This is a genomic window from Actimicrobium sp. GrIS 1.19 (assembly GCF_035984655.1).
Lineage (GTDB): Bacteria > Pseudomonadota > Gammaproteobacteria > Burkholderiales > Burkholderiaceae_D > Actimicrobium.
On sequence record NZ_JAXCHT010000030.1, the window covers coordinates 1 to 17,977 of the forward strand.

General features: G+C 58.5%; 16 protein-coding genes. 9 read left to right on the forward strand and 7 right to left on the reverse strand.

The genetic code is table 11. The features are described from left to right. The first annotated feature begins 234 nt into the window (after positions 1-234). Positions 235-1,617, forward strand: coding sequence for a TAXI family TRAP transporter solute-binding subunit (locus RCH09_RS17010; RefSeq protein ID WP_326942330.1), 1,383 nt, complete (start codon positions 235-237; stop codon positions 1,615-1,617). Here RCH09_RS17010 and RCH09_RS17015 read toward each other — a convergent pair. Further along, complete coding sequence (locus RCH09_RS17015; protein WP_326942331.1) at positions 1,587-2,051, reverse strand: rhodanese-like domain-containing protein; 465 nt, start codon at positions 2,049-2,051, stop codon at positions 1,587-1,589. The genes RCH09_RS17010 and RCH09_RS17015 overlap by 31 nt on opposite strands. 405 nt (positions 2,052-2,456) lie before the next feature. Here RCH09_RS17015 and glnA point away from each other — a divergent pair, with 405 nt between their 5' ends. From glnA to ntrC, 4 genes are all read left to right on the forward strand, one after another. Next, on the forward strand, positions 2,457-3,872 hold the full coding sequence (glnA, locus tag RCH09_RS17020; RefSeq protein WP_326942332.1) for a type I glutamate--ammonia ligase: 1,416 nt from the start codon (positions 2,457-2,459) through the stop codon (positions 3,870-3,872). A 163-nt stretch (positions 3,873-4,035) separates the two neighbouring features. Next, positions 4,036-4,527, forward strand: coding sequence for a DUF4124 domain-containing protein (locus tag RCH09_RS17025; RefSeq protein WP_326942333.1), 492 nt, complete (start codon positions 4,036-4,038; stop codon positions 4,525-4,527). A gap of 55 nt (positions 4,528-4,582) precedes the next feature. Further along, positions 4,583-5,656 carry a nitrogen regulation protein NR(II) gene (gene glnL, locus RCH09_RS17030; protein WP_326942335.1) on the forward strand — a complete coding sequence of 358 codons (1,074 nt, stop codon included), beginning with the start codon at positions 4,583-4,585 and terminating at the stop codon, positions 5,654-5,656. A gap of 65 nt (positions 5,657-5,721) precedes the next feature. After that, the gene (ntrC, locus tag RCH09_RS17035; RefSeq protein WP_326942336.1) at positions 5,722-7,212 is read left to right on the forward strand and encodes a nitrogen regulation protein NR(I); all 1,491 of its coding nucleotides are present in this window, start codon (positions 5,722-5,724) and stop codon (positions 7,210-7,212) included. A 102-nt stretch (positions 7,213-7,314) separates the two neighbouring features. On the opposite strand, the gene selD is transcribed toward ntrC, so the two are convergent. After that, positions 7,315-8,373, reverse strand: coding sequence for a selenide, water dikinase SelD (selD, locus tag RCH09_RS17040; RefSeq protein WP_326942337.1), 1,059 nt, complete (start codon positions 8,371-8,373; stop codon positions 7,315-7,317). Positions 8,374-8,402: 29 nt separating this feature from the next. After that, a complete protein-coding gene (gene senB, locus RCH09_RS17045) occupies positions 8,403-9,398 on the reverse strand; it encodes a selenoneine biosynthesis selenosugar synthase SenB (protein WP_326942338.1) in 996 nt (331 codons plus the stop codon). 155 nt (positions 9,399-9,553) lie between these two features. Between senB and senA the strand changes: the two genes are divergently transcribed. Further along, positions 9,554-10,750, forward strand: coding sequence for a selenoneine synthase SenA (gene senA, locus RCH09_RS17050; protein WP_326942339.1), 1,197 nt, complete (start codon positions 9,554-9,556; stop codon positions 10,748-10,750). A gap of 83 nt (positions 10,751-10,833) precedes the next feature. On the opposite strand, the gene RCH09_RS17055 is transcribed toward senA, so the two are convergent. The 4 genes from RCH09_RS17055 to gloB form a co-directional block, all read right to left on the reverse strand. Next, positions 10,834-12,237, reverse strand: a complete 1,404-nt coding sequence (locus RCH09_RS17055; RefSeq protein WP_326942340.1) for a DEAD/DEAH box helicase — start codon at positions 12,235-12,237, stop codon at positions 10,834-10,836. 348 nt (positions 12,238-12,585) lie between these two features. Continuing rightward, positions 12,586-13,368 carry an enoyl-ACP reductase FabI gene (gene fabI / locus RCH09_RS17060; RefSeq protein WP_326942341.1) on the reverse strand — a complete coding sequence of 261 codons (783 nt, stop codon included), beginning with the start codon at positions 13,366-13,368 and terminating at the stop codon, positions 12,586-12,588. A gap of 161 nt (positions 13,369-13,529) precedes the next feature. Then, a complete protein-coding gene (locus tag RCH09_RS17065) occupies positions 13,530-15,011 on the reverse strand; it encodes a transglycosylase SLT domain-containing protein (protein ID WP_326942364.1) in 1,482 nt (493 codons plus the stop codon). 221 nt (positions 15,012-15,232) lie between these two features. After that, on the reverse strand, positions 15,233-16,012 hold the full coding sequence (gene gloB, locus RCH09_RS17070) for a hydroxyacylglutathione hydrolase (protein WP_326942342.1): 780 nt from the start codon (positions 16,010-16,012) through the stop codon (positions 15,233-15,235). Here gloB and RCH09_RS17075 point away from each other — a divergent pair. The 3 genes from RCH09_RS17075 to dnaQ are packed head-to-tail and all read left to right on the forward strand — an operon-like array spanning position 16,011 to position 17,961. Further along, positions 16,011-16,781, forward strand: coding sequence for a class I SAM-dependent methyltransferase (locus RCH09_RS17075; RefSeq protein ID WP_326942343.1), 771 nt, complete (start codon positions 16,011-16,013; stop codon positions 16,779-16,781). The two genes, gloB and RCH09_RS17075, sit on opposite strands and share 2 nt — an antisense overlap. 2 nt (positions 16,782-16,783) lie before the next feature. Continuing rightward, positions 16,784-17,218: a ribonuclease HI gene (gene rnhA / locus RCH09_RS17080; RefSeq protein WP_326942344.1), complete on the forward strand. Its 435-nt coding sequence runs from the start codon at positions 16,784-16,786 to the stop codon at positions 17,216-17,218. Between the two features lie 35 nt (positions 17,219-17,253). Then, positions 17,254-17,961 (forward strand): DNA polymerase III subunit epsilon, encoded by a 708-nt coding sequence (gene dnaQ / locus RCH09_RS17085; protein ID WP_326942345.1) that lies wholly within the window; start codon positions 17,254-17,256, stop codon positions 17,959-17,961. The last annotated feature ends 16 nt before the right edge of the window (positions 17,962-17,977 follow it).

A 17,977-nucleotide genomic window follows, 5' to 3' on the forward strand; every position in this document is an offset into this window, starting at 1 on the left:
GAAAGCGGCATTAAATCGCTTCGCCATCCAGTTTGAAGACCGGGTGCCGCAGGCTTAAACGAAAACCCGTTTACACAAAATACCTGACACCCCCATCGCGGTGCCGATGTAATCGGCGCTTTGCATTGCCGTGCGCGGTAACGAACAACTTGCCATTCTCACTTATCGCTCTTTAAGCTTGCTTACTGGCGCGAATATTGGCATGGTGTGGCGACCCTTACGGTCGTCGCCACCATGCCTAAAATCTTTAATTTCACGCGCTTTTCAATTCATGATCTGATCGTAACGGCGGGACCAACCGCCGCGATTATTATCTTTATATGCGCCGCTGCGTTTTGGCTGACGGATCCAACCCCGCCGTCAACTGTGAGAATCTCAACAGGCCAACAGAACAGCGCCTATGAGCAATTTGCAAAACGATATGCAGTCGACTTGGCCCGCCACCACATCAAGGCCGAGCTCGTTCCGTCGGAGGGGTCAGAACAGAATCTGCGTCGACTTGGAGACGCTGCCTCCAACATCGATATCGGCTTCGTTCAAAGCGGCTCGACGGCACAGCGTGACGCTGAAAGGAACGGCCTGATTTCCCTTGGAAGCTTGTTTACCGAGCCAATCTGGCTGTTTTACCGCGAAGACAAAGACATCACCCAGCTAACGCAGCTCAAGGGTTTGAAAATCAATGTTGGACCGGACGGCACCGGCGTGCCGCAGTTGTTCAAGAAGCTGTTGGCGGTCAACGGTGTGGAACCAGGCGACCTTCAACTCGGCGCACTGGAAAATACCCCATCAACTGTTGAGCTACTTGCGGGCAATATTGATGGCATGGTGTTTAGCTCTGCGCCGGATGAGTTGCTGATCCAGATGCTTTTGCAGACTCCTGGAATCAAATTGTTCGACTTCACGCAAGCGGAAGCCTACACGCGCCGTTTTCCCTTCCTTACACACGTAGTTTTGCCACAGGGGATTGTCGATTTGGGGCGCGACTTGCCGCCCAAGGATTATCAATTGATCGCGCCGACGGCAACTTTGGTCGCGCGGGCAGGCATGCATCCGGCGCTGGTCGATTTGTTTGTGCAGTCCGCATCAAAAATCCACGGTGACGCCGGCTGGTTCCATAAGCAGGGCGAATTCCCGAATGCGAATTTTACGGAAATCCCGGTTGCACCGGCAGCCACCAGATTTTACGAAAATGGCCCGTCTTTTTTGCAACATTATTTACCATTCTGGCTGTCCAATTTCATGGAACGGATGTGGGTTGTCATCGTGGCTCTCGGGGCGCTCTTCATCCCGCTATCCCGGATTGTGCCGCCGTTATATGTATGGAAAGTCCGCTCGCGCGTATATCGTTGGTATGGCCAGTTGCGCGCAGTTGAGCAGGCAATCGAAGAGGTGCCTCCGGCAAACAGGGAAGAGGTGTACGCGAGCCTGTTAGGCCGACTTGGCGAGATCGAGGAAAAGGTCAATCAAATCTCGATTCCGCTTTCATTCGCGGAAGAGCTATATGGATTGCGCAGCCACATCAACTTCGTACGTCAGCGCATTCTTGGTCTGCAGGCTGCGCGGCGCGGCGATCCCGGAGTTGCGGGTCAGGCGCCGGTCCAGGGCAATCCCGCGTAGCACCAACCGGCGAGATTCCTGCGATGGCCGTTAGCGTCCTTGTCGCCCTCGAAACCTTCGAGAATATCAAAGCAGTGCGCAAATCCTTCCCGCGTCGCCAGGGTTGCGGCGTGGCGCGAGCGCACCCCCGAGCGACACAGGAAAAGAATGATGGCGCTTCTATCGACCATGCTCTCCAGCTGTTGGAGAAAATCCGGATTCGGATTGCCGCCCGGGTATAAATTCCACTGCGCCGCGAAATGCTGTCCTTCGGGAATCAGGACCTTTCCGATCCAGTCGCGTTCGGCCGCGGTGCGAACATCCACCAGACATATTTCCGGTCCGCTGCGCAACAGTTCCCAGGCTTCGGTCGGGGTGACCGCGCCGGCGTAGTTCAGCTGGCCATCAACCGCGCGTTGTCGTGCCCGTGCGAGGATTTCGTCCGTTTTGTTCATGGGGGTCCCGCTTTTTAAAGGAGGTGTTGCGTCGGAAACGGTTGTGTTGCGACGGCGCATTAAAACGGTGCGACATCGCGGATACTATGTGCAATAACCCCAAAATGGGGCGCAGCATAAAATACCGCACCATCTTGGCCGCATCGCGCCCGGACAACGTGCCATTATCCTAACCGGTTGGCCGTGCATCGAAGGCGTTTCGTGGCAATTATTGATATTCTGTTCATGTCAGTCGGATTCGGTTTGTGGCATGGAACCTGCTATCATTTCCCGCTGAGTTATGGGCGCAATGGTGCTGCTGTAAATCGCATCCCAATCGGCACTTTCTGGCCACGACCATTTCGCAACTTTTTAAGAAATTCGCAGTACAACGCGCAGCACAATGACCAATTATAGGAGATTCGCATGGCAATGACGGCCGCAGAGGTATTGAAAATGGTGAAAGACAACGAAGTCAAATTCGTTGATTTCCGGTTCGCCGATACCAGAGGCAAGGAACAGCATGTCACGGTTCCGGTTTCGCACTTCGATATGGATAAATTCGAATCGGGCCATGCGTTCGACGGGTCGTCCATTGCTGGCTGGAAGGGTATTGAAGCCTCCGACATGATCTTGATGCCTGATCCGAATACCGCCAACATCGATCCATTCATGGAAGAGACAACCCTCTTCATGCAGTGCGACGTGATCGAGCCATCGGATGGCAAAGGCTACGATCGCGATCCGCGGTCGATCGCCAAGCGCGCCGAAGCTTATCTGAAATCGTCCGGCATGGGCGACACCGCCTATTTCGGTCCGGAACCCGAGTTTTTCATCTTTGACAGCGTGCGCTGGAATGTCGGCATGGACGGTTGCTTCGTCAAGATCGATTCCGAAGAAGCCTCGTGGAGCACCGGCCAGAAATTCGAAGCCGGCAATACTGGTCATCGTCCGGCGGTCAAGGGCGGCTATTTTCCGGTTCCGCCAGTCGACAGCATGCAGGACATGCGGTCCGAAATGTGCCTGATTCTGGAAGGCATGGGCATTCCGGTTGAGGTGCATCACCACGAAGTCGCTGGTGCTGGCCAAAACGAAATCGGCACCCGTTTCTCAACGCTGGTGGAGCGCGCCGACTGGACCCAGAATTTGAAATACGTGGTCTGGAACGTCGCACACACCTACGGCAAGACTGCCACCTTCATGCCAAAGCCTATCGTTGGCGACAACGGTTCCGGGATGCACGTACATCAATCGGTATGGAAAGATGGCAAGAATCTGTTTGCCGGTGACGGCTATGCCGGCTTGTCCGAATTCGCACTGTTCTACATTGGCGGCATCATCAAGCATGCGCGCGCATTGAACGCGATCACCAACCCGGGCACGAACTCGTACAAACGCCTGGTGCCGGGTTTCGAAGCGCCGGTCAAGCTGGCCTATTCGGCCCGCAACCGCTCCGCCTCGATCCGCATTCCGCATGTGCCGAATCCAAAAGGTCGTCGCATCGAAACGCGTTTCCCGGATCCGCTTGCCAATCCGTACCTGTGTTTCGCGGCACTGCTGATGGCTGGTCTGGACGGCGTGCAGAACAAGATTCATCCTGGCGAAGCGGCTTCCAAGGATCTGTACCATTTGCCTCCGGAAGAAGATGCACTGATCCCGACGGTGTGTTCGTCGCTGGAGCAGGCGCTGGAAAACCTCGACAAGGATCGCGAATTCCTGACCCGGGGCGGTGTCTTCAGCGACAGCATGATCGACGCCTACATTGATCTGAAGATGCAGGAAGTCACGCGCTTCCGCATGACGACCCATCCGGTTGAATTTGACATGTACTTCTCGCAGTAAGATGTCCTGCTGGTAATCTGATTGACCGAAGGGCGGAAATTTTCCGCCCTTTTTTGTTGTGGATCGAACGCCTGTCAACCTGATCGCCGGGATCAGTGTTTGTGTTGAATGACGTCTTATCCTAAACTGACACTCCGTCAGCTGCATTCCCTAAAAGAAATTTATGAAACTGCCACTTATTGGAATCGCGCTTTTTTCCGTGTTCATGCAGAGTGCGCAAGCGCAAACGGACGTCTTTCTTTGCGTGGATGAGCACGGCAACAAGGAATACAAGAATACCGGCGCCACCAAGGGTTGCAAGAAGGTGGAGCTGCCCGGTGTGACCATCATTGCTTCACCAAAACGCGGCGCGCTTGCAACCCAGACTGCCGCGGCCAAGCCGGGAAGCTCGCCCGGCGATTTCCCGAAAATCGATAGTGGCACGCAAAAAACCCGTGATAACGATCGTCGTCAAATCCTGCTGGATGAATTGAAGACCGAAGAAGGCAAGCTGGCGAATCTGAAAAAAGATTTCAATGGCGGTGAACCGGAACGTCAGGGCGATGAGCGCAACTATGCCAAATACCAGGAGCGCGTCGCCGGCATGAAAGACGAGATCGGACGCACCGAAAAAAATATCGAAGCACTCAAACGTGAGCTCGGCAATTTAAAGTAATGCCGACGTTTTAATCAACGAGGCCGCACCATGCGGCCTTTTATTTTGGGCTGCCGTGAACATTCCCGTTACCTCACTCGCCGGTCTGGATCTGCTGGCATCGGCAGTAGTGATCCTCGATGCCGACGGTCGCATTACGTATGCCAATGCCGCAGCAGAGCACATGCTGGAGAGTTCATTTCGAACCCTCAACGGACATCGATTGATTGAATTGTTTGTCAATGGCGGCAAACTGGAGGCCGTGTTCCAGCAAGCGCTGGCGCATCAATTCGCCGACAAGCGCCAGGACCTGACCCTCGAACGCATTGGTCGTGATGCCTTGCAGGTGCACGTCGTGGTGACCGCGCTCGACAATCCGGATGCGCCGGTGCTGATCGAAATGCGCGAGAACGTGCAGCAACTCAAGCTTGATCGCGAGGAGCGCTTGCTCGATCAGAGTCAGGCCAACAAGGAACTGATTCGCAACCTCGCGCATGAAATCAAGAATCCGCTCGGCGGCATTCGCGGCGCCGCACAGTTGCTCGAACTGGAGCTGCCGGAGCGTCATCTCAAGGAACTGCGCGAATACACCCAGGTAATCATCAAGGAGGCGGACCGCCTGCAAACGCTGGTCGATCGCCTGCTGGCGCCGCATCGTCGGCCGCATATCGTCGGGGACGTGAACATCCACGAAGTCTGCGAACGGGTTCGCAGTCTGATTCTGGCCGAATTTCCGAGCGGACTGACCATCAAGCGCGACTACGATTTATCGCTGCCGGATTTTCGGGGTGACAAGGAGCAGCTGATTCAGACGGTGCTCAATATTGCGCACAACGCGGCGCAAGCCCTGTCGGAGCGGATTCGGCGAGGCGATGCAGAGCTGACGATGCAGACGCGCGTGGCGCGCCAGGTGACGCTTGCGAAGATGCGTTATCGGCTGGCACTAGACTTGCATATCAAGGATAACGGCCCCGGTATCGCGCCCGAAATTCGTGATCGCATTTTCTTTCCGCTGGTATCGGGCAGGGATGGCGGTAGCGGTTTGGGCCTGACGCTTGCGCAGACTTTCGTGCAGCAGCATTCGGGTGTGATCGAATGCGAAAGTCAGCCCGGGAGCACGGACTTCAGGATTTTGATCCCGCTGCCTTGAACCGAATGGGCAGTGCCATGCGGGCGCCACAAGCACTGCTTACTGATGCAAACACTGAAACGACTATGAAACCAATCTGGATTGTCGACGACGACGAATCAATCCGCTGGGTGCTCGAAAAAGCCCTGGCCCGCGAGAATCTCGCCACCCGCAGTTTTTCCAATGCACGCGATGCCAACGATGCCCTGGCGCACGACACGCCGCAGGTGTTGGTGTCGGATATCCGGATGCCGGGCGGCTCCGGACTGGACTTGCTGCAAACCGTCAAGACCAATCACCCCGGCCTGCCGGTCATCATCATTACGGCCTTTTCCGACCTTGACTCGGCAGTCGCCGCGTTCCAGGGCGGGGCGTTCGAATACCTGGCCAAGCCGTTCGATGTCGACCGTGCGGTGGAATTGATTCGACGCGCGCTCGATGAAAGCCTGCGCGAGGCGAGTGTCGAACAGGCATCGGCAGAGACGCCGGAAATCCTCGGACAGGCGCCCGCGATGCAGGATGTGTTTCGCGCTATTGGCCGCTTGTCGCAATCGAATGTGACGGTACTCATTACGGGCGAGTCCGGCACCGGCAAGGAGCTGGTGGCACGGGCACTGCACAAGCACAGCCCCCGTGCGGCGCAGCCATTCATTGCGTTGAATACGGCGGCCATTCCGAAGGACCTGCTGGAATCCGAGTTGTTTGGTCATGAGCGCGGCGCCTTTACCGGCGCGCAGGCGACCCGGCGCGGACGCTTCGAGCAGGCCGAAGGCGGCACGCTGTTCCTCGATGAAATCGGCGACATGCCGTTTGACCTGCAAACGCGCCTGTTGCGGGTTTTGTCGGACGGGCACTTCTATCGCGTCGGCGGCCACCAGCCCCTCAAAGCCAATGTGCGCGTGATTGCTGCGACCCACCAGAATCTGGAACAGCGGGTGCGCGAAGGCTTGTTCCGCGAGGATTTGTATCATCGCCTGAATGTGATCCGCCTGCGGCTGCCAAGCCTGCGCGAGCGACGCGAAGACATTCCGATTCTGACGCGCTATTTTCTGACCCAGAGCGCCAAACAACTTGGCGTCGAGGCCAAGCGCATGACCGATAGTGCCATGCAGTTTCTGGCCGGGCTCGACTTGCCCGGAAACGTGCGCCAGCTTGAAAATCTGTGCAACTGGATCACCGTGATGGCGCCGGGCCAGAATGTCGAAACCAAGGATTTGCCGCGTGAGCTGATTGAGGGTGGCAGTATCGCGGTCGGCTTGCCGGCAGCGAGCGAGCTTGCTGCCGTCTCCCCGGTTGCGGTTGGGCCCTTACTGCAGCAACCGGCCGCACCGGCGGTGGCGCAGGAGCGTGAAGGATGGGTGACATTGCTCGAAGCAGAAGCCGCCCGGATGCTGGCGGCAGGACGTCCCGAAGTGATGGATGTCCTGGGTCGGATGTTTGAGTCGGCCCTCATCAAGACAGCGCTCAAGCATACGCATGGCCGCAAGAATGACGCCGCAATTCGCCTCGGCATTGGGCGCAACACGATTACCCGAAAAATTCAGGAGCTGGGAATCGACGGGGCCAAGGACGATTGATCGACCGGTTGTCGGCCGGCTCCGGACGATTCACCGCGCCGGTGCGCCGCGTGCACCAAAGCAGTCGACCGGCCTGCCTCGGGCCGGTGCGAGGGTAGCGGGTCAGGCCGAGACAGTAACCTGACCCGGACCGCTTACCATCTCGCCGATGACGGCGGCATGGGCGAAGCCACCCTGGCGAAAGATATCCAGAACAGCGTCGACGCTTTCCGCGTCGCACGCCACCAGCAGTCCGCCCGAGGTTTGCGGATCGGTCAGCAGCATCTGCTGCGCGACGGTGAGGGCGGGATCGAGCACGACATCCGCGCTGTACCCTTCCCAATTCCGGCCCGATGCGCCAGTGACATAGCCGTTCTCCGCGAGTGCCTGCACATTGGGCAGCAATGGCACCAGCGGCATCCGAATCTGCGCAGTCAAGCCGGCGCCGCGCGCCAGTTCCAACGTATGCCCGAGCAGTCCGAAGCCGGTCACGTCGGTCAGGGCGTGGACACCAGCGAGCTCGGACAGCGCCTTGCCCGGTTTGTTAAGTTGGGTGGTGTTGGCAATCATCGCTGCGTACCCGGCGCTGTCCAGCGCATCTTTTTTCAGTGCCGCCGACAGGATGCCGACCCCGATCGGTTTGCCGAGAATCAGTTTGTCGCCGGCCTTGGCATCTGCGTTGCGCTTGACCTTGGACGGATGGACCAGGCCCAGTACAACCAGACCGTAGATCGGTTCCACCGAATCAATCGTATGGCCGCCGGCAATCGGAATGCCGGCTTCGGCGCAAATCGATTCGCCACCCTGGATGATCAGCCCAATGACGTCGAGCGGCAGCTTGTTGATCGGCATGCCGACCAGTGCCAGCGCCAGGATCGGCGTGCCGCCCATGGCATACACATCCGAGATCGCGTTGGTGGCGGCGATGCGTCCGAAATCAAACGGGTCGTCCACAATCGGCATGAAAAAATCGGTGGTGGCGATCAATGCCTGTTCATCGTTGAGTTTGTAGACGGCCGCATCGTCGGCCGTTTCGATACCGACCATCAGCTCTTTCGGAACCGGAAAGCCGGTGGAGTTCTTCAGGATTTGCGCCAGCACGCCAGGGGCAATCTTGCAGCCGCAACCGCCGCCATGCGAAAACGCGGTCAGTTTGATCGGAGTGTCGTGAGGAGAGGGCATGGGAATCCTTGCAATGGGTGAATCGGTGGTTAGCCGCGCGGGCGGCCGGCAATTTGCAGCAGATTATCTACCAAACCAATCACAGCCGCTCTTTCACGCGCCGGGTCAAACAGCGTGCGGCGTGCCTCGCCCTGCCTGCGCAGCAGCGCATGAAACTCCGGGTCGGTGGCACAGCGTTGAATCAGCGCAGCCAATGCCGCTGCATCTCCCGCCGGAAAATAGCCGGCATAGTCGTCGCCGAGCAGGCCGCGGTTGCCCGAGATATCGCTGGCGATTACTGCCACGCCGCTGGTGACGGCTTCGATGATGACATTCGCGCCGCCCTCCATCAGTGAGCTGATCACCATCAGGTCGCTGCGTTTCAGGCGCTGCCGGGTTGCCGCATGCGCTTGATTGCCCAGCCAGCGATAGTGCGGAACCGCCGCTGTCGTTGCTGCGACTTCGCTGGCGAAGTGTGGGTCAAGAATGGCGCCGACATGCGAGAACCGAAGCGGTGTGTCGCGCAACAATTGGCATGCGCGCAGAAACGTGGAGGGATCCTTTTCGGCACGCAAATGGCCGACCATGATGATGTTGAAGCGGTGCGCGCTGCCGGGGCGATGTGACGCCGGCCGCAACGTCGGCGCAGATTGGTAAATGACCTCGGCCTTGCTGCGTACTTCAGCGGGTAACTCCGCCACGCCGGTCGCTTGCAGGACCACCAGACGCGTCGCGATGCGAAGTGCATTGCGAGCCGTGGCATCAGTGTGGATGTCGCGGTACAGGTCGGTGCCGGTCAGCACGAGAATCGACGGTGCGGACGGCGTACTGATGCTGTACCCGGCCAATGCCTGCGCGGAGCGACGTGCGTGCAAGGCAATGATCAGATCGGGGTGGTCGTTGCCTGCAACGGCAGCGCTCGCGGTCACGCACGTGAGCCGATAGCCTTCGCGCAAAAACCGCGCCCAGCGCGCCGCAGTTTGCCAATTGCCATTGTTGGCGCCAACTGCTGCAGGGCTGATGATGCAAACATGTGGTTTGGCCAAAGTTTTCTTTCGAGGGCAGGGCGCTGGCCGGACGGCGTTAGCGTGAGGCAGTGACCAACATGGTCATCCGGCGCACGTTTTGCGCAACCGGATGCGGGTGATGTCGATCTATCGACTAAACTTGGGGCTCATCTTACCAAGGAAGCAGCTCACCGATGGCCGATCCGAATGCTTCATTTCGTCACTTCTCCAACGCGGAGCTGGCCGACGCACTCGGCAGTGCGCGCCGGAGGACGCTTGACCTGTTTGCGTGTTTTCAGGCGGTGGAGATGGACGATCCGGCGCAGGTGCCACCGCTGGCCACCGTCAATCCGCCGCTCTGGGAGCTGGGCCATCTGGCCTGGTTTGCCGAGTGGTACCTGCTGCGCGATGCCACCACCAGCGCACCCGACTCAGCCCGGCGCGGCTCTTTGCTGACCATGGGAGACGATTGGTTCGATTCGAACACGGTGCCGCATCGGACGCGCTGGAACCTCGGTTTGCCGGGCGCCGGGGCACTCAAGATGTGGTGCCACGAAGTGCTTGATCGCTGCCTCGACAAATTGTCCCGCACCGAGAATTCCGATGCCGCGCTGTATCCGTTCAGGCTGGTGCTCGCACACGAAGACATGCATGGCGAAGCGCTGCTCATCACGTTGCAGACCCTGGGCGTGCCGCTGTCGCCAGCGATTGCGTTGCCGGCGATACCGAACTGGGCGGAGGGAGAAATACGCTTGCCAGGCGGATCATGGCAGATGGGTAGTGCAAGCAATGGCGGCTTTACTTTTGACAACGAACGGCTGGCACACCAGGTTGCACTGCCGTCGTTCCGGATTGACTCGACGCTGGTGTCGCACACCCAATTCCGTGAATTCATTGATGACGGCGGCTATCAGGACCCGCGTTACTGGACGGATGGCGGACGCGCGTGGCTGATGCAACAGAATCGCTCTGCGCCGCGCCACTGGAGCCGCGATGAGCGCGGCTGGCTCTGTTCGCGATTTGGCACACTGACGATGCTGCCGCCACATCAGCCGGTGCGGCATGTCAGCCTGTACGAAGCGCAGGCCTATTGCAGCTGGGCCGGGCGTCGGCTGCCGACCGAGGCGGAATGGGAGTATGCGGCGGGCTCGGGACATCCGGCGTTCCGATGGGGCGATCTGTGGGAATGGACCTGCTCGCCGTTCATGCCCTATCCGGGTTTCGAGGCCGATGGCTATCGTGAATACTCCGCGCCATGGTTTGACACCCATCAGGTGCTGCGTGGAGCCTCGTTCGCCACTCCAGCGCGTTTGCGATCGGTGAAGTTTCGCAATTTCTATGCGCCGCAGCGGGACGATATGTTCGTCGGATTCCGCACCTGCGCATTGTGATCCGGGCATAAAAAAACCCTGCAACGCGCATAGCGCTGCAGGGTTTTTTTGATTCTGAAGAGTGCTCAGAACATCGTGTTCAATTAACGATCGCCATACGAGCGACGTGCTGCGCCGCCTTCGCCACTGCCCGGACCCTTGCTGTAGCTATTGCCGTCCTTGCGCGGGGCGCCTGGCTTGCTGAAGGTGCGCTGGCCCGGCTTGGCGGCCGAACGGTTGTCACCCGGTTTCCAGCCGCCTGGCTTTTGGCCAGCGCGTGGTGCGGATGCGGTTTTCTTCGGCTCGAAGCCTTCGACGACATTGACCGGGATCAATTGCTTGGTGAAGCGCTCGATGCGTTTGACGTTAACGCCTTCAGCATGATTGACCAGCGAGATCGCCACGCCGTTACGGCCAGCACGACCGGTACGACCGATGCGATGGACGTAGTCTTCCGGGAATTTCGGCAGGTCGTAGTTGAATACATGGGTGATGGCTGGCACGTCGATACCGCGTGCGGCGACATCGGTTGCAACCAGAACGCGGACTTGCCCGCGACGCATGCCGTCCAGTGTGCGGTTACGCGCGCCCTGATGCATGTCACCATGCAACGCAGCAGCAGCGAAACCGGCGATGTTCAGACGATCGGCGATGGTGTCGGCGTCACGCTTGGTGGCGGTAAACACAACTGCTTGATCCATCGTTTCGTCGCGCAGCAGATGATCAAGCAGGCGATTCTTGTGCGACAGATCGTCGACAAAATGGACGCGCTGGCTGATGTTTTCATGCTTGGTGGCCGAGCCGGCGATCTGGATGATCATCGGGTCTTTGGTGATGCGCTTGGCCATGTTGCCAACCACGCCATCCAGCGTTGCCGAGAACAGCATGGTCTGACGACCTTCAGGAGTCGCAGCAACGATCTTTTCGATGTCGTCGATGAAACCCATGTCGAGCATGCGGTCAGCTTCGTCGAGGACCAGAATTTCGAGTTGCGAGAAATCGATCTTGCCCGATTCCATGTGGTCGATCAGACGACCTGGCGTGGCGACGAGAATCTCTGGATTCTTGGCCAGCAATTGCATTTGCTTTGGATATGGCATGCCGCCGAGGATCGAGACGGCACGAATACGACGCATCTGTGAACCGTATTTGTCGGTAGCGGTGGTGACTTGCAAGGCCAGTTCGCGGGTTGGGGTCAACACCAGCATTTTTGGCTGGGCAGCCTTGAAACGTGGGCGCTCGCCGCGGGCCAGGGCTGATTGCTTTTCCTGATTCGGGGTTTTGCCGGCATCAGCCATTTGCGCGTCGGCAGCAGTGGCGAATTTATGCAGGGCAGGCAGCATGAATGCTGCGGTTTTGCCGGAACCGGTCTGCGAGGAAACCAGCAGGTCACGGCCAGCAATGGCGGCAGGAATAGCTTGTTCTTGAACGCTGGTTGGCTTGGTGTAGCCGGCTTCGGTAAGTGCTTTAAGGACGGACGTGTGGAGGCCGATGGCTTCAAAAGTCATTATTTTCTTTCGTGAAATCAGCGCTGCGCAGCATCAAAACGAATGTCTGCGAGAGCGCAAAAAATTGCAACGCCAACCAACGAAACAGCTAAGAAAACTCAGAGAGATTTCGGCACATAAAGCTTTGCGCCGGGACGGTGTTCAAGAATCAACACCTGGAGGCGGGGGGCTTATCGTTAATGCTAAGGGTTTGCGATGCTGCTATGAAACTTGCTGTCTGCAAGGAACGAGACGAATAGTACAGCGCCTGCGGTGCAGCTGTCCATCTTTTATTGCATTGCGGCGAAACCCGCAGCGGGACGCATGAAACCGCCAACAAGCGGCTTCATGGCGTCGCTGGATGCGCGCTTATTCGCCAATGCCGCCGACGACATGCGAGAAGCCGCCATCGACATACATGATTTCACCGGTAATGCCTGCCGCCAGGTCCGACAACAGGAAGGCGGCACTATTACCGACGTCCTCTTGCGTTACATTGCGGCGCAGCGGGGAATGCGCCTTGACGAAATTGAGAATCTTGCTGAAGTCCTTGATGCCACTGGCGGCCAGGGTCTTGATCGGACCGGCGGAAATACCATTGACGCGCATCCCTTTCGGCCCGAGTGATTCGGCCAGATAACGCACGCTGGCTTCAAGCGACGCCTTGGCCAGGCCCATCGTATTGTAGTTGGGTAAGACGCGAATCGCACCGAGGTAAGTCAGTGTCAGCAATGACGAGTTCGGGCGCAACATCGGCAGCGCCGCTTTGGCCATGGCCGGAAAACTATAGGCTGAAATATCGTGCGCAATCTTGAAGCCTTCGCGGGACAGGCCTTCGAGGAAATCGCCGCCAATCGCATCGCGCGGCGCAAAGCCGATCGCATGCACCAGACCGTCGAGGTGATCCCATGACTTTGCCAGATCGGTGAACAGGGCCGTAATCTGCTCGTCACTGCCAACATCGCAATCGAAGATCAGCTCGCTACCGAATTCCTTGGCGAAGTCGGCGGTGCGCTCCTTGAAACGCTCGCCGACGTAGGTAAATGCCAGCTCGGCGCCTTCGCGTTTGCATGCGGCGGCGACGCCGTAGGCGATCGAGCGGTTCGACAGCAGGCCAGTGATGAGGATTTTCTTGCCTTGCAAAAATGCCATGGAGGACTCCGTAGGGGATCGCACCTTCACGCAACGCCCGTGTGTTATGGGACACGGATGCGCTGGCTTGGTCGATTCGGGTTATGTGGGGGAAGCACTAGCTGCGTTGGTCGAACCGAGCCAGATTGTAGGGGTTGGTGCTCCCCGGGGCAAGTGCCTGGCTACCGGGCGGACGCCATGATCGGGCCGTTGCGCGACTTGCTGGCCTTGCTGGCGGTCTTGGTGTTCTTGGTGTGTGAGGTATTTCGGGACGCCGTGACGTGCACCGGTTTGTGCGCCGCGACGCGATACGGGACTTGCACTTTCAGGGTCTGGCCGCGGGCCAGAGTGTCGTGATGCAATCCGTTCCATTCCTTGACCTGTGCAACGGTGACCTTGTAGCGCTGCGCAATCGAGGCCAGATTGTCGCGCTTGCCGACCCGCACCAGGACGCGGCGGGTGTCCGGTACGTCCGGTTCGATCGCCATTTGGGCATGTTCGGCGAGATCGGTGGCTATATCGGATTCCGGCGCCTTTGCGGTCTTCGGCACCAGAATGGTGGACCCTGCCTTCAGACGCATGTTGGGCGGGATGTGATTGACCTCGCGCAGTATTTCCGGCTGCGTGTTGAACAGTGCGGCAACCGCTTCGATGCGTTCGCGCTTGTTCACCGTGTGTGCCGTCCAGGACGACAGAGGACGATTCCACTGCGCCAGATTGGTCTTGAACTTCTCGGCATTGAGTTGCGGGAGCAGAATCTTGGTGCTCGCGCTGCCGGTGATCACCGGACGATTGAACTGCGGATTGAGCGCCTTGAATTCGTCCAGCGGCAATTCCGCCAATTGCGCTGCAACCTTCAGATCGATGTCGCGGGTCTTGCCGATGGTGACGAAGTACGGTTGGTTCTCGGCTTTGGGCAGCGTGATGCCGAATGCCGCCGGCGTCGCAATGATGTTCTTGACGGCTTGCAGTTTCGGCACGTAGTTGCGGGTTTCGGCGGGCATGTGTGCCGACAGGCTGTTGAAATCAATCGGCAGTCCGGCTGCCTGGTTCTTCTTGATCGCGCGGGTCACGGATCCTTCACCCCAGTTGTAGGCCGCCAGCGCCAACTGCCAGTCACCGAACATTCCGTGCAACTTTTGCAGGTACGTCAAGGCAGCATCGGTTGAGGCCAGCACATCACGGCGCTCATCCTTGAACATGTTTTGCTTCAGGTTGAAATCGAGCCCGGTAGACGGAATGAATTGCCACATGCCGGAGGCTTTGGCGGTGGAATACGCTTCGGGATTAAATGCCGACTCGATGAATGGCAGCAGCGCCAGCTCGGTCGGCATGTTGCGCTTTTCCAGTTCCTGCAGCACATGAAACAGATAGCGTGAGGCGCGCACGGTGGTGCGCTGAATGTATTCGGGACGGGCGACATACCAATTGGTTTGCGTGCCAACCAGCGGATTGTCCAGGTCGGGGATGCCGAAACCATTGCGGATGCGGCCCCACACGTCGAGTTCCTCGATGGCCAGCACCTGGGTCACGGGATCGTTGGCGTCATACGTCAGGTCGCTGATGGAAGGCGAAATGGTGAGGTCGTTCGCCTGCGCAATGTGCGCAACGCCAGCGTACAAAATGGTGGCGAGGGCAATTGCATGGAGTTTCATCAGCTGCATGAAGTGTTCTTTCGTTTTCTTGACGCCATGCAGCCGGGTCATCAATCAGTGGACAAGTGTACGTAAGAGAGTTTCTTTACGTCAAGTGATATTGCGGCGCCGCTGAGTGCCTTTTCGGCAATGTCAGCTGGCAATTCGAATCGTACGTCCCGGATACGACCCGGGTTGACAGAAAAGATTCAGATTCTGGAAAAACTAAATGCGATCGCGGCGCATGGCTTCTAGCGAAAGGTATTTTTCCAAAGGCGCAGCGCGGCGAACGCCGCGACACCCTCGTCCTGTTCCAGTCGACCGGCGCGTTGCAGGTGATGCACGATTTCCGGCTCATGTGAACGCAGAAACGGGTTGGTTGCCAATTCGAGTGCGATGGTGGATGGTAACGTCGGTTGACCCGCGTCGCGCTTTTTTTGTTCACGACTCATGCGTTCGATCAAGGCCGGGTTGCCGGGCTCGACTTGCGCGGCAAAGCGCAGGTTCGCCATGGTGTATTCATGGGTGCAGTAAACGACGGTGCGGCCTGGCAATGTAGCCAGCTTTTGCAGGGACGCGGCCATTTGCTGCGGCGTGCCCTCGAACAAGCGGCCGCAGCCGCCGGCGAACAGGGTGTCACCGCAAAACAACCAGTCTTTCTCGGCTACGACATAGGCGATATGATCAAGCGTGTGGCCCGGCACCTGCAGCACCGCCAGCGATAGCTGCAATTTCGGCAATGTGACGATATCGCCTTCCGCCAGCGGATGTGTGATCGTTGCAATGGCTGGATTGTGCGGGCCGTAGACTGGCACATCGACATGCTGCAATAACGTGGGTACGCCAGCAACATGGTCAGCGTGATGATGAGTCAGTAGAATAGCGACAAGCGACAGTCGATGCGTCTCCAATGCGGCGAGCACGGGCGCGGCGTCGCCGGGATCGACGACGGCAGCGTGGGTGCCATCGTGGATCAGCCAGAGATAATTGTCTTCAAAGGCGGGAATCGCCAGAACGTGCAACGAAGTCATGGATAGCACACCGACAGAAAAATGCATTATAGCCCTCGGCCCCTGGCTCGACAGTGCGGCGGGCGCGTATCTGCGGGCCTGGGAAGAGCAGCAGTTCGACGCGCTGACAGCGGATATCTTCGGGTTCAATGCGATGCAGATCGGTTTGCCGCAGATCAACGCACTCAGGGCCAACCGGATGGCCAACAAGTGGCTGGCCGATACCAGCCTCCCCGACGGCGCCAGCCGCATTCCGCCAGTATCAGTCGTGCATGATCTGGGGGAGCTGCCGTATGCGTCGCAGAGCATGGATCTGGTGGTGCTGCCCCATGTGCTCGAATTTTCACGTGAGCCGCACCAGGTGCTGCGTGATGTCGAGCGGGTGTTGCGGCCGGAGGGCCAGTTGATTATTTGCGGCTTCAACCCGGCCAGCCTGTGGGGTGCGCGGCAAATGCTGGGACGCGTCTCCGGATCGGATTTCTTGCCGCGCGACGGTGAATTCATCAGCATGCCCCGGCTCAAGGACTGGTTGAAGCTGTTGAACATGGAAGTCAGTCATGGCCAGTTCGGATGTTACGTTCCGCCGTGCCGGACCGACAAGTGGCTGCAGCGATTCTCCTTCATGGAAAAGGCCGGCGCGCGCTGGTGGCCGTATCTGGGTGCGGTCTACACCGTGCAAGCCATCAAGCGCGTCAAGGGCATGCGGCTGATCGGGCCGGTATGGCGCGGTCAGACCGCCAACGCACCAAAAGCCGTACCGGCTACCAATAAAATTCGTCGAATAAAGTGATTATGGAAAAAGTGGAGATTTACACCGACGGTGCGTGCAAGGGTAATCCGGGGCGCGGCGGTTGGGGGGCCTGGCTGGTTGCCGGCGAGGCCGAAAAGGAATTGTTCGGCGGCGAACGCGACACCACCAACAACCGCATGGAATTAAAAGCCGTGATTGAAGCCCTGACAGCGTTGCGGCGCCCCTGCGAGGTGGTTGTCCATACCGACAGCCAGTACGTCCAGAAAGGCATCAGCGAGTGGATTCACGGCTGGAAGAAGCGTGGCTGGAAAACCGCCGCGCGCGAACCCGTCAAGAACGTTGACCTGTGGCAGGCCCTTGATGCGGCACAACAAATGCACCAGATTCAATGGCGCTGGGTACGCGGGCACTCCGGTCACGTTGGCAATGAACGCGCCGATGCGCTGGCCAATCGCGGTGTCGACTCCATCAAATAATTCGTTTCTTCAGTTCAGACCAGGTAAAAACCGTCATGCGTCAAATTGTTCTCGACACCGAAACGACCGGCCTAAATCCGCGTTCGGGCGACCGCATCATCGAAGTGGGATGCGTTGAGTTGGTGAACCGTCAACTCAGCGGCAACAACTTCCATCGCTACATCAACCCGGAGCGTGATTCCGAAGAGGGCGCGCTCGCGGTACATGGCCTGACCACCGAGTTCCTCAGCGACAAGCCAAAATTCGCCGAGATCGCCGCCGAGCTGCGCGATTATCTGAACGGCGCCGAAGTCATCATCCACAATGCGCCGTTCGATATCGGATTTCTGGATGCCGAATTCAAGCGGCTCGATATTCCGCCACTCACCCAGCAGATCAGTGGCGTGATCGACACCCTGGTGCAAGCCAAGGAAATGCATCCGGGCAAACGCAATTCGCTCGACTCGCTATGCGACCGCTACGGGATATCCAATGCGCATCGCGCGCTGCATGGCGCGTTGCTGGATGCCGAGCTGTTGGCCGAAGTCTATCTGGCCATGACGCGCGGGCAGAACAGTCTGTCGATGGACCTTGGCGACGACGCCGATGGTGACGGTGCCGGCGTGGCACTGGAACTGGTGCCATTGGCCGATATCTTGCTGCTGGCCGCCGATCCGGCCGAGCTGGCGCAGCATGAAATTGCCTTGAACAGCCTCGACAAGGAAATGCGCGGCACCTCGCTGTGGCGGCTCGCCGCAAATTGATTCATCAACACGCTGG

Coding starts and splice junctions, on each gene's coding strand:
- RCH09_RS17025 (WP_326942333.1), top strand. CDS start 4,036: ATGAAACTGCCACTTATTGGAATCGCGCTTTTTTCCGTGTTCATGCAG.
- selD (WP_326942337.1), bottom strand. CDS start 8,373: ATGCCCTCTCCTCACGACACTCCGATCAAACTGACCGCGTTTTCGCAT.
- senA (WP_326942339.1), top strand. CDS start 9,554: ATGGCCGATCCGAATGCTTCATTTCGTCACTTCTCCAACGCGGAGCTG.
- RCH09_RS17075 (WP_326942343.1), top strand. CDS start 16,011: ATGGATAGCACACCGACAGAAAAATGCATTATAGCCCTCGGCCCCTGG.
- fabI (WP_326942341.1), bottom strand. CDS start 13,368: ATGGCATTTTTGCAAGGCAAGAAAATCCTCATCACTGGCCTGCTGTCG.
- gloB (WP_326942342.1), bottom strand. CDS start 16,012: ATGACTTCGTTGCACGTTCTGGCGATTCCCGCCTTTGAAGACAATTAT.
- RCH09_RS17010 (WP_326942330.1), top strand. CDS start 235: ATGCCTAAAATCTTTAATTTCACGCGCTTTTCAATTCATGATCTGATC.
- RCH09_RS17055 (WP_326942340.1), bottom strand. CDS start 12,237: ATGACTTTTGAAGCCATCGGCCTCCACACGTCCGTCCTTAAAGCACTT.
- dnaQ (WP_326942345.1), top strand. CDS start 17,254: ATGCGTCAAATTGTTCTCGACACCGAAACGACCGGCCTAAATCCGCGT.
- RCH09_RS17015 (WP_326942331.1), bottom strand. CDS start 2,051: ATGAACAAAACGGACGAAATCCTCGCACGGGCACGACAACGCGCGGTT.
- rnhA (WP_326942344.1), top strand. CDS start 16,784: ATGGAAAAAGTGGAGATTTACACCGACGGTGCGTGCAAGGGTAATCCG.
- glnA (WP_326942332.1), top strand. CDS start 2,457: ATGGCAATGACGGCCGCAGAGGTATTGAAAATGGTGAAAGACAACGAA.
- ntrC (WP_326942336.1), top strand. CDS start 5,722: ATGAAACCAATCTGGATTGTCGACGACGACGAATCAATCCGCTGGGTG.
- RCH09_RS17065 (WP_326942364.1), bottom strand. CDS start 15,011: ATGCAGCTGATGAAACTCCATGCAATTGCCCTCGCCACCATTTTGTAC.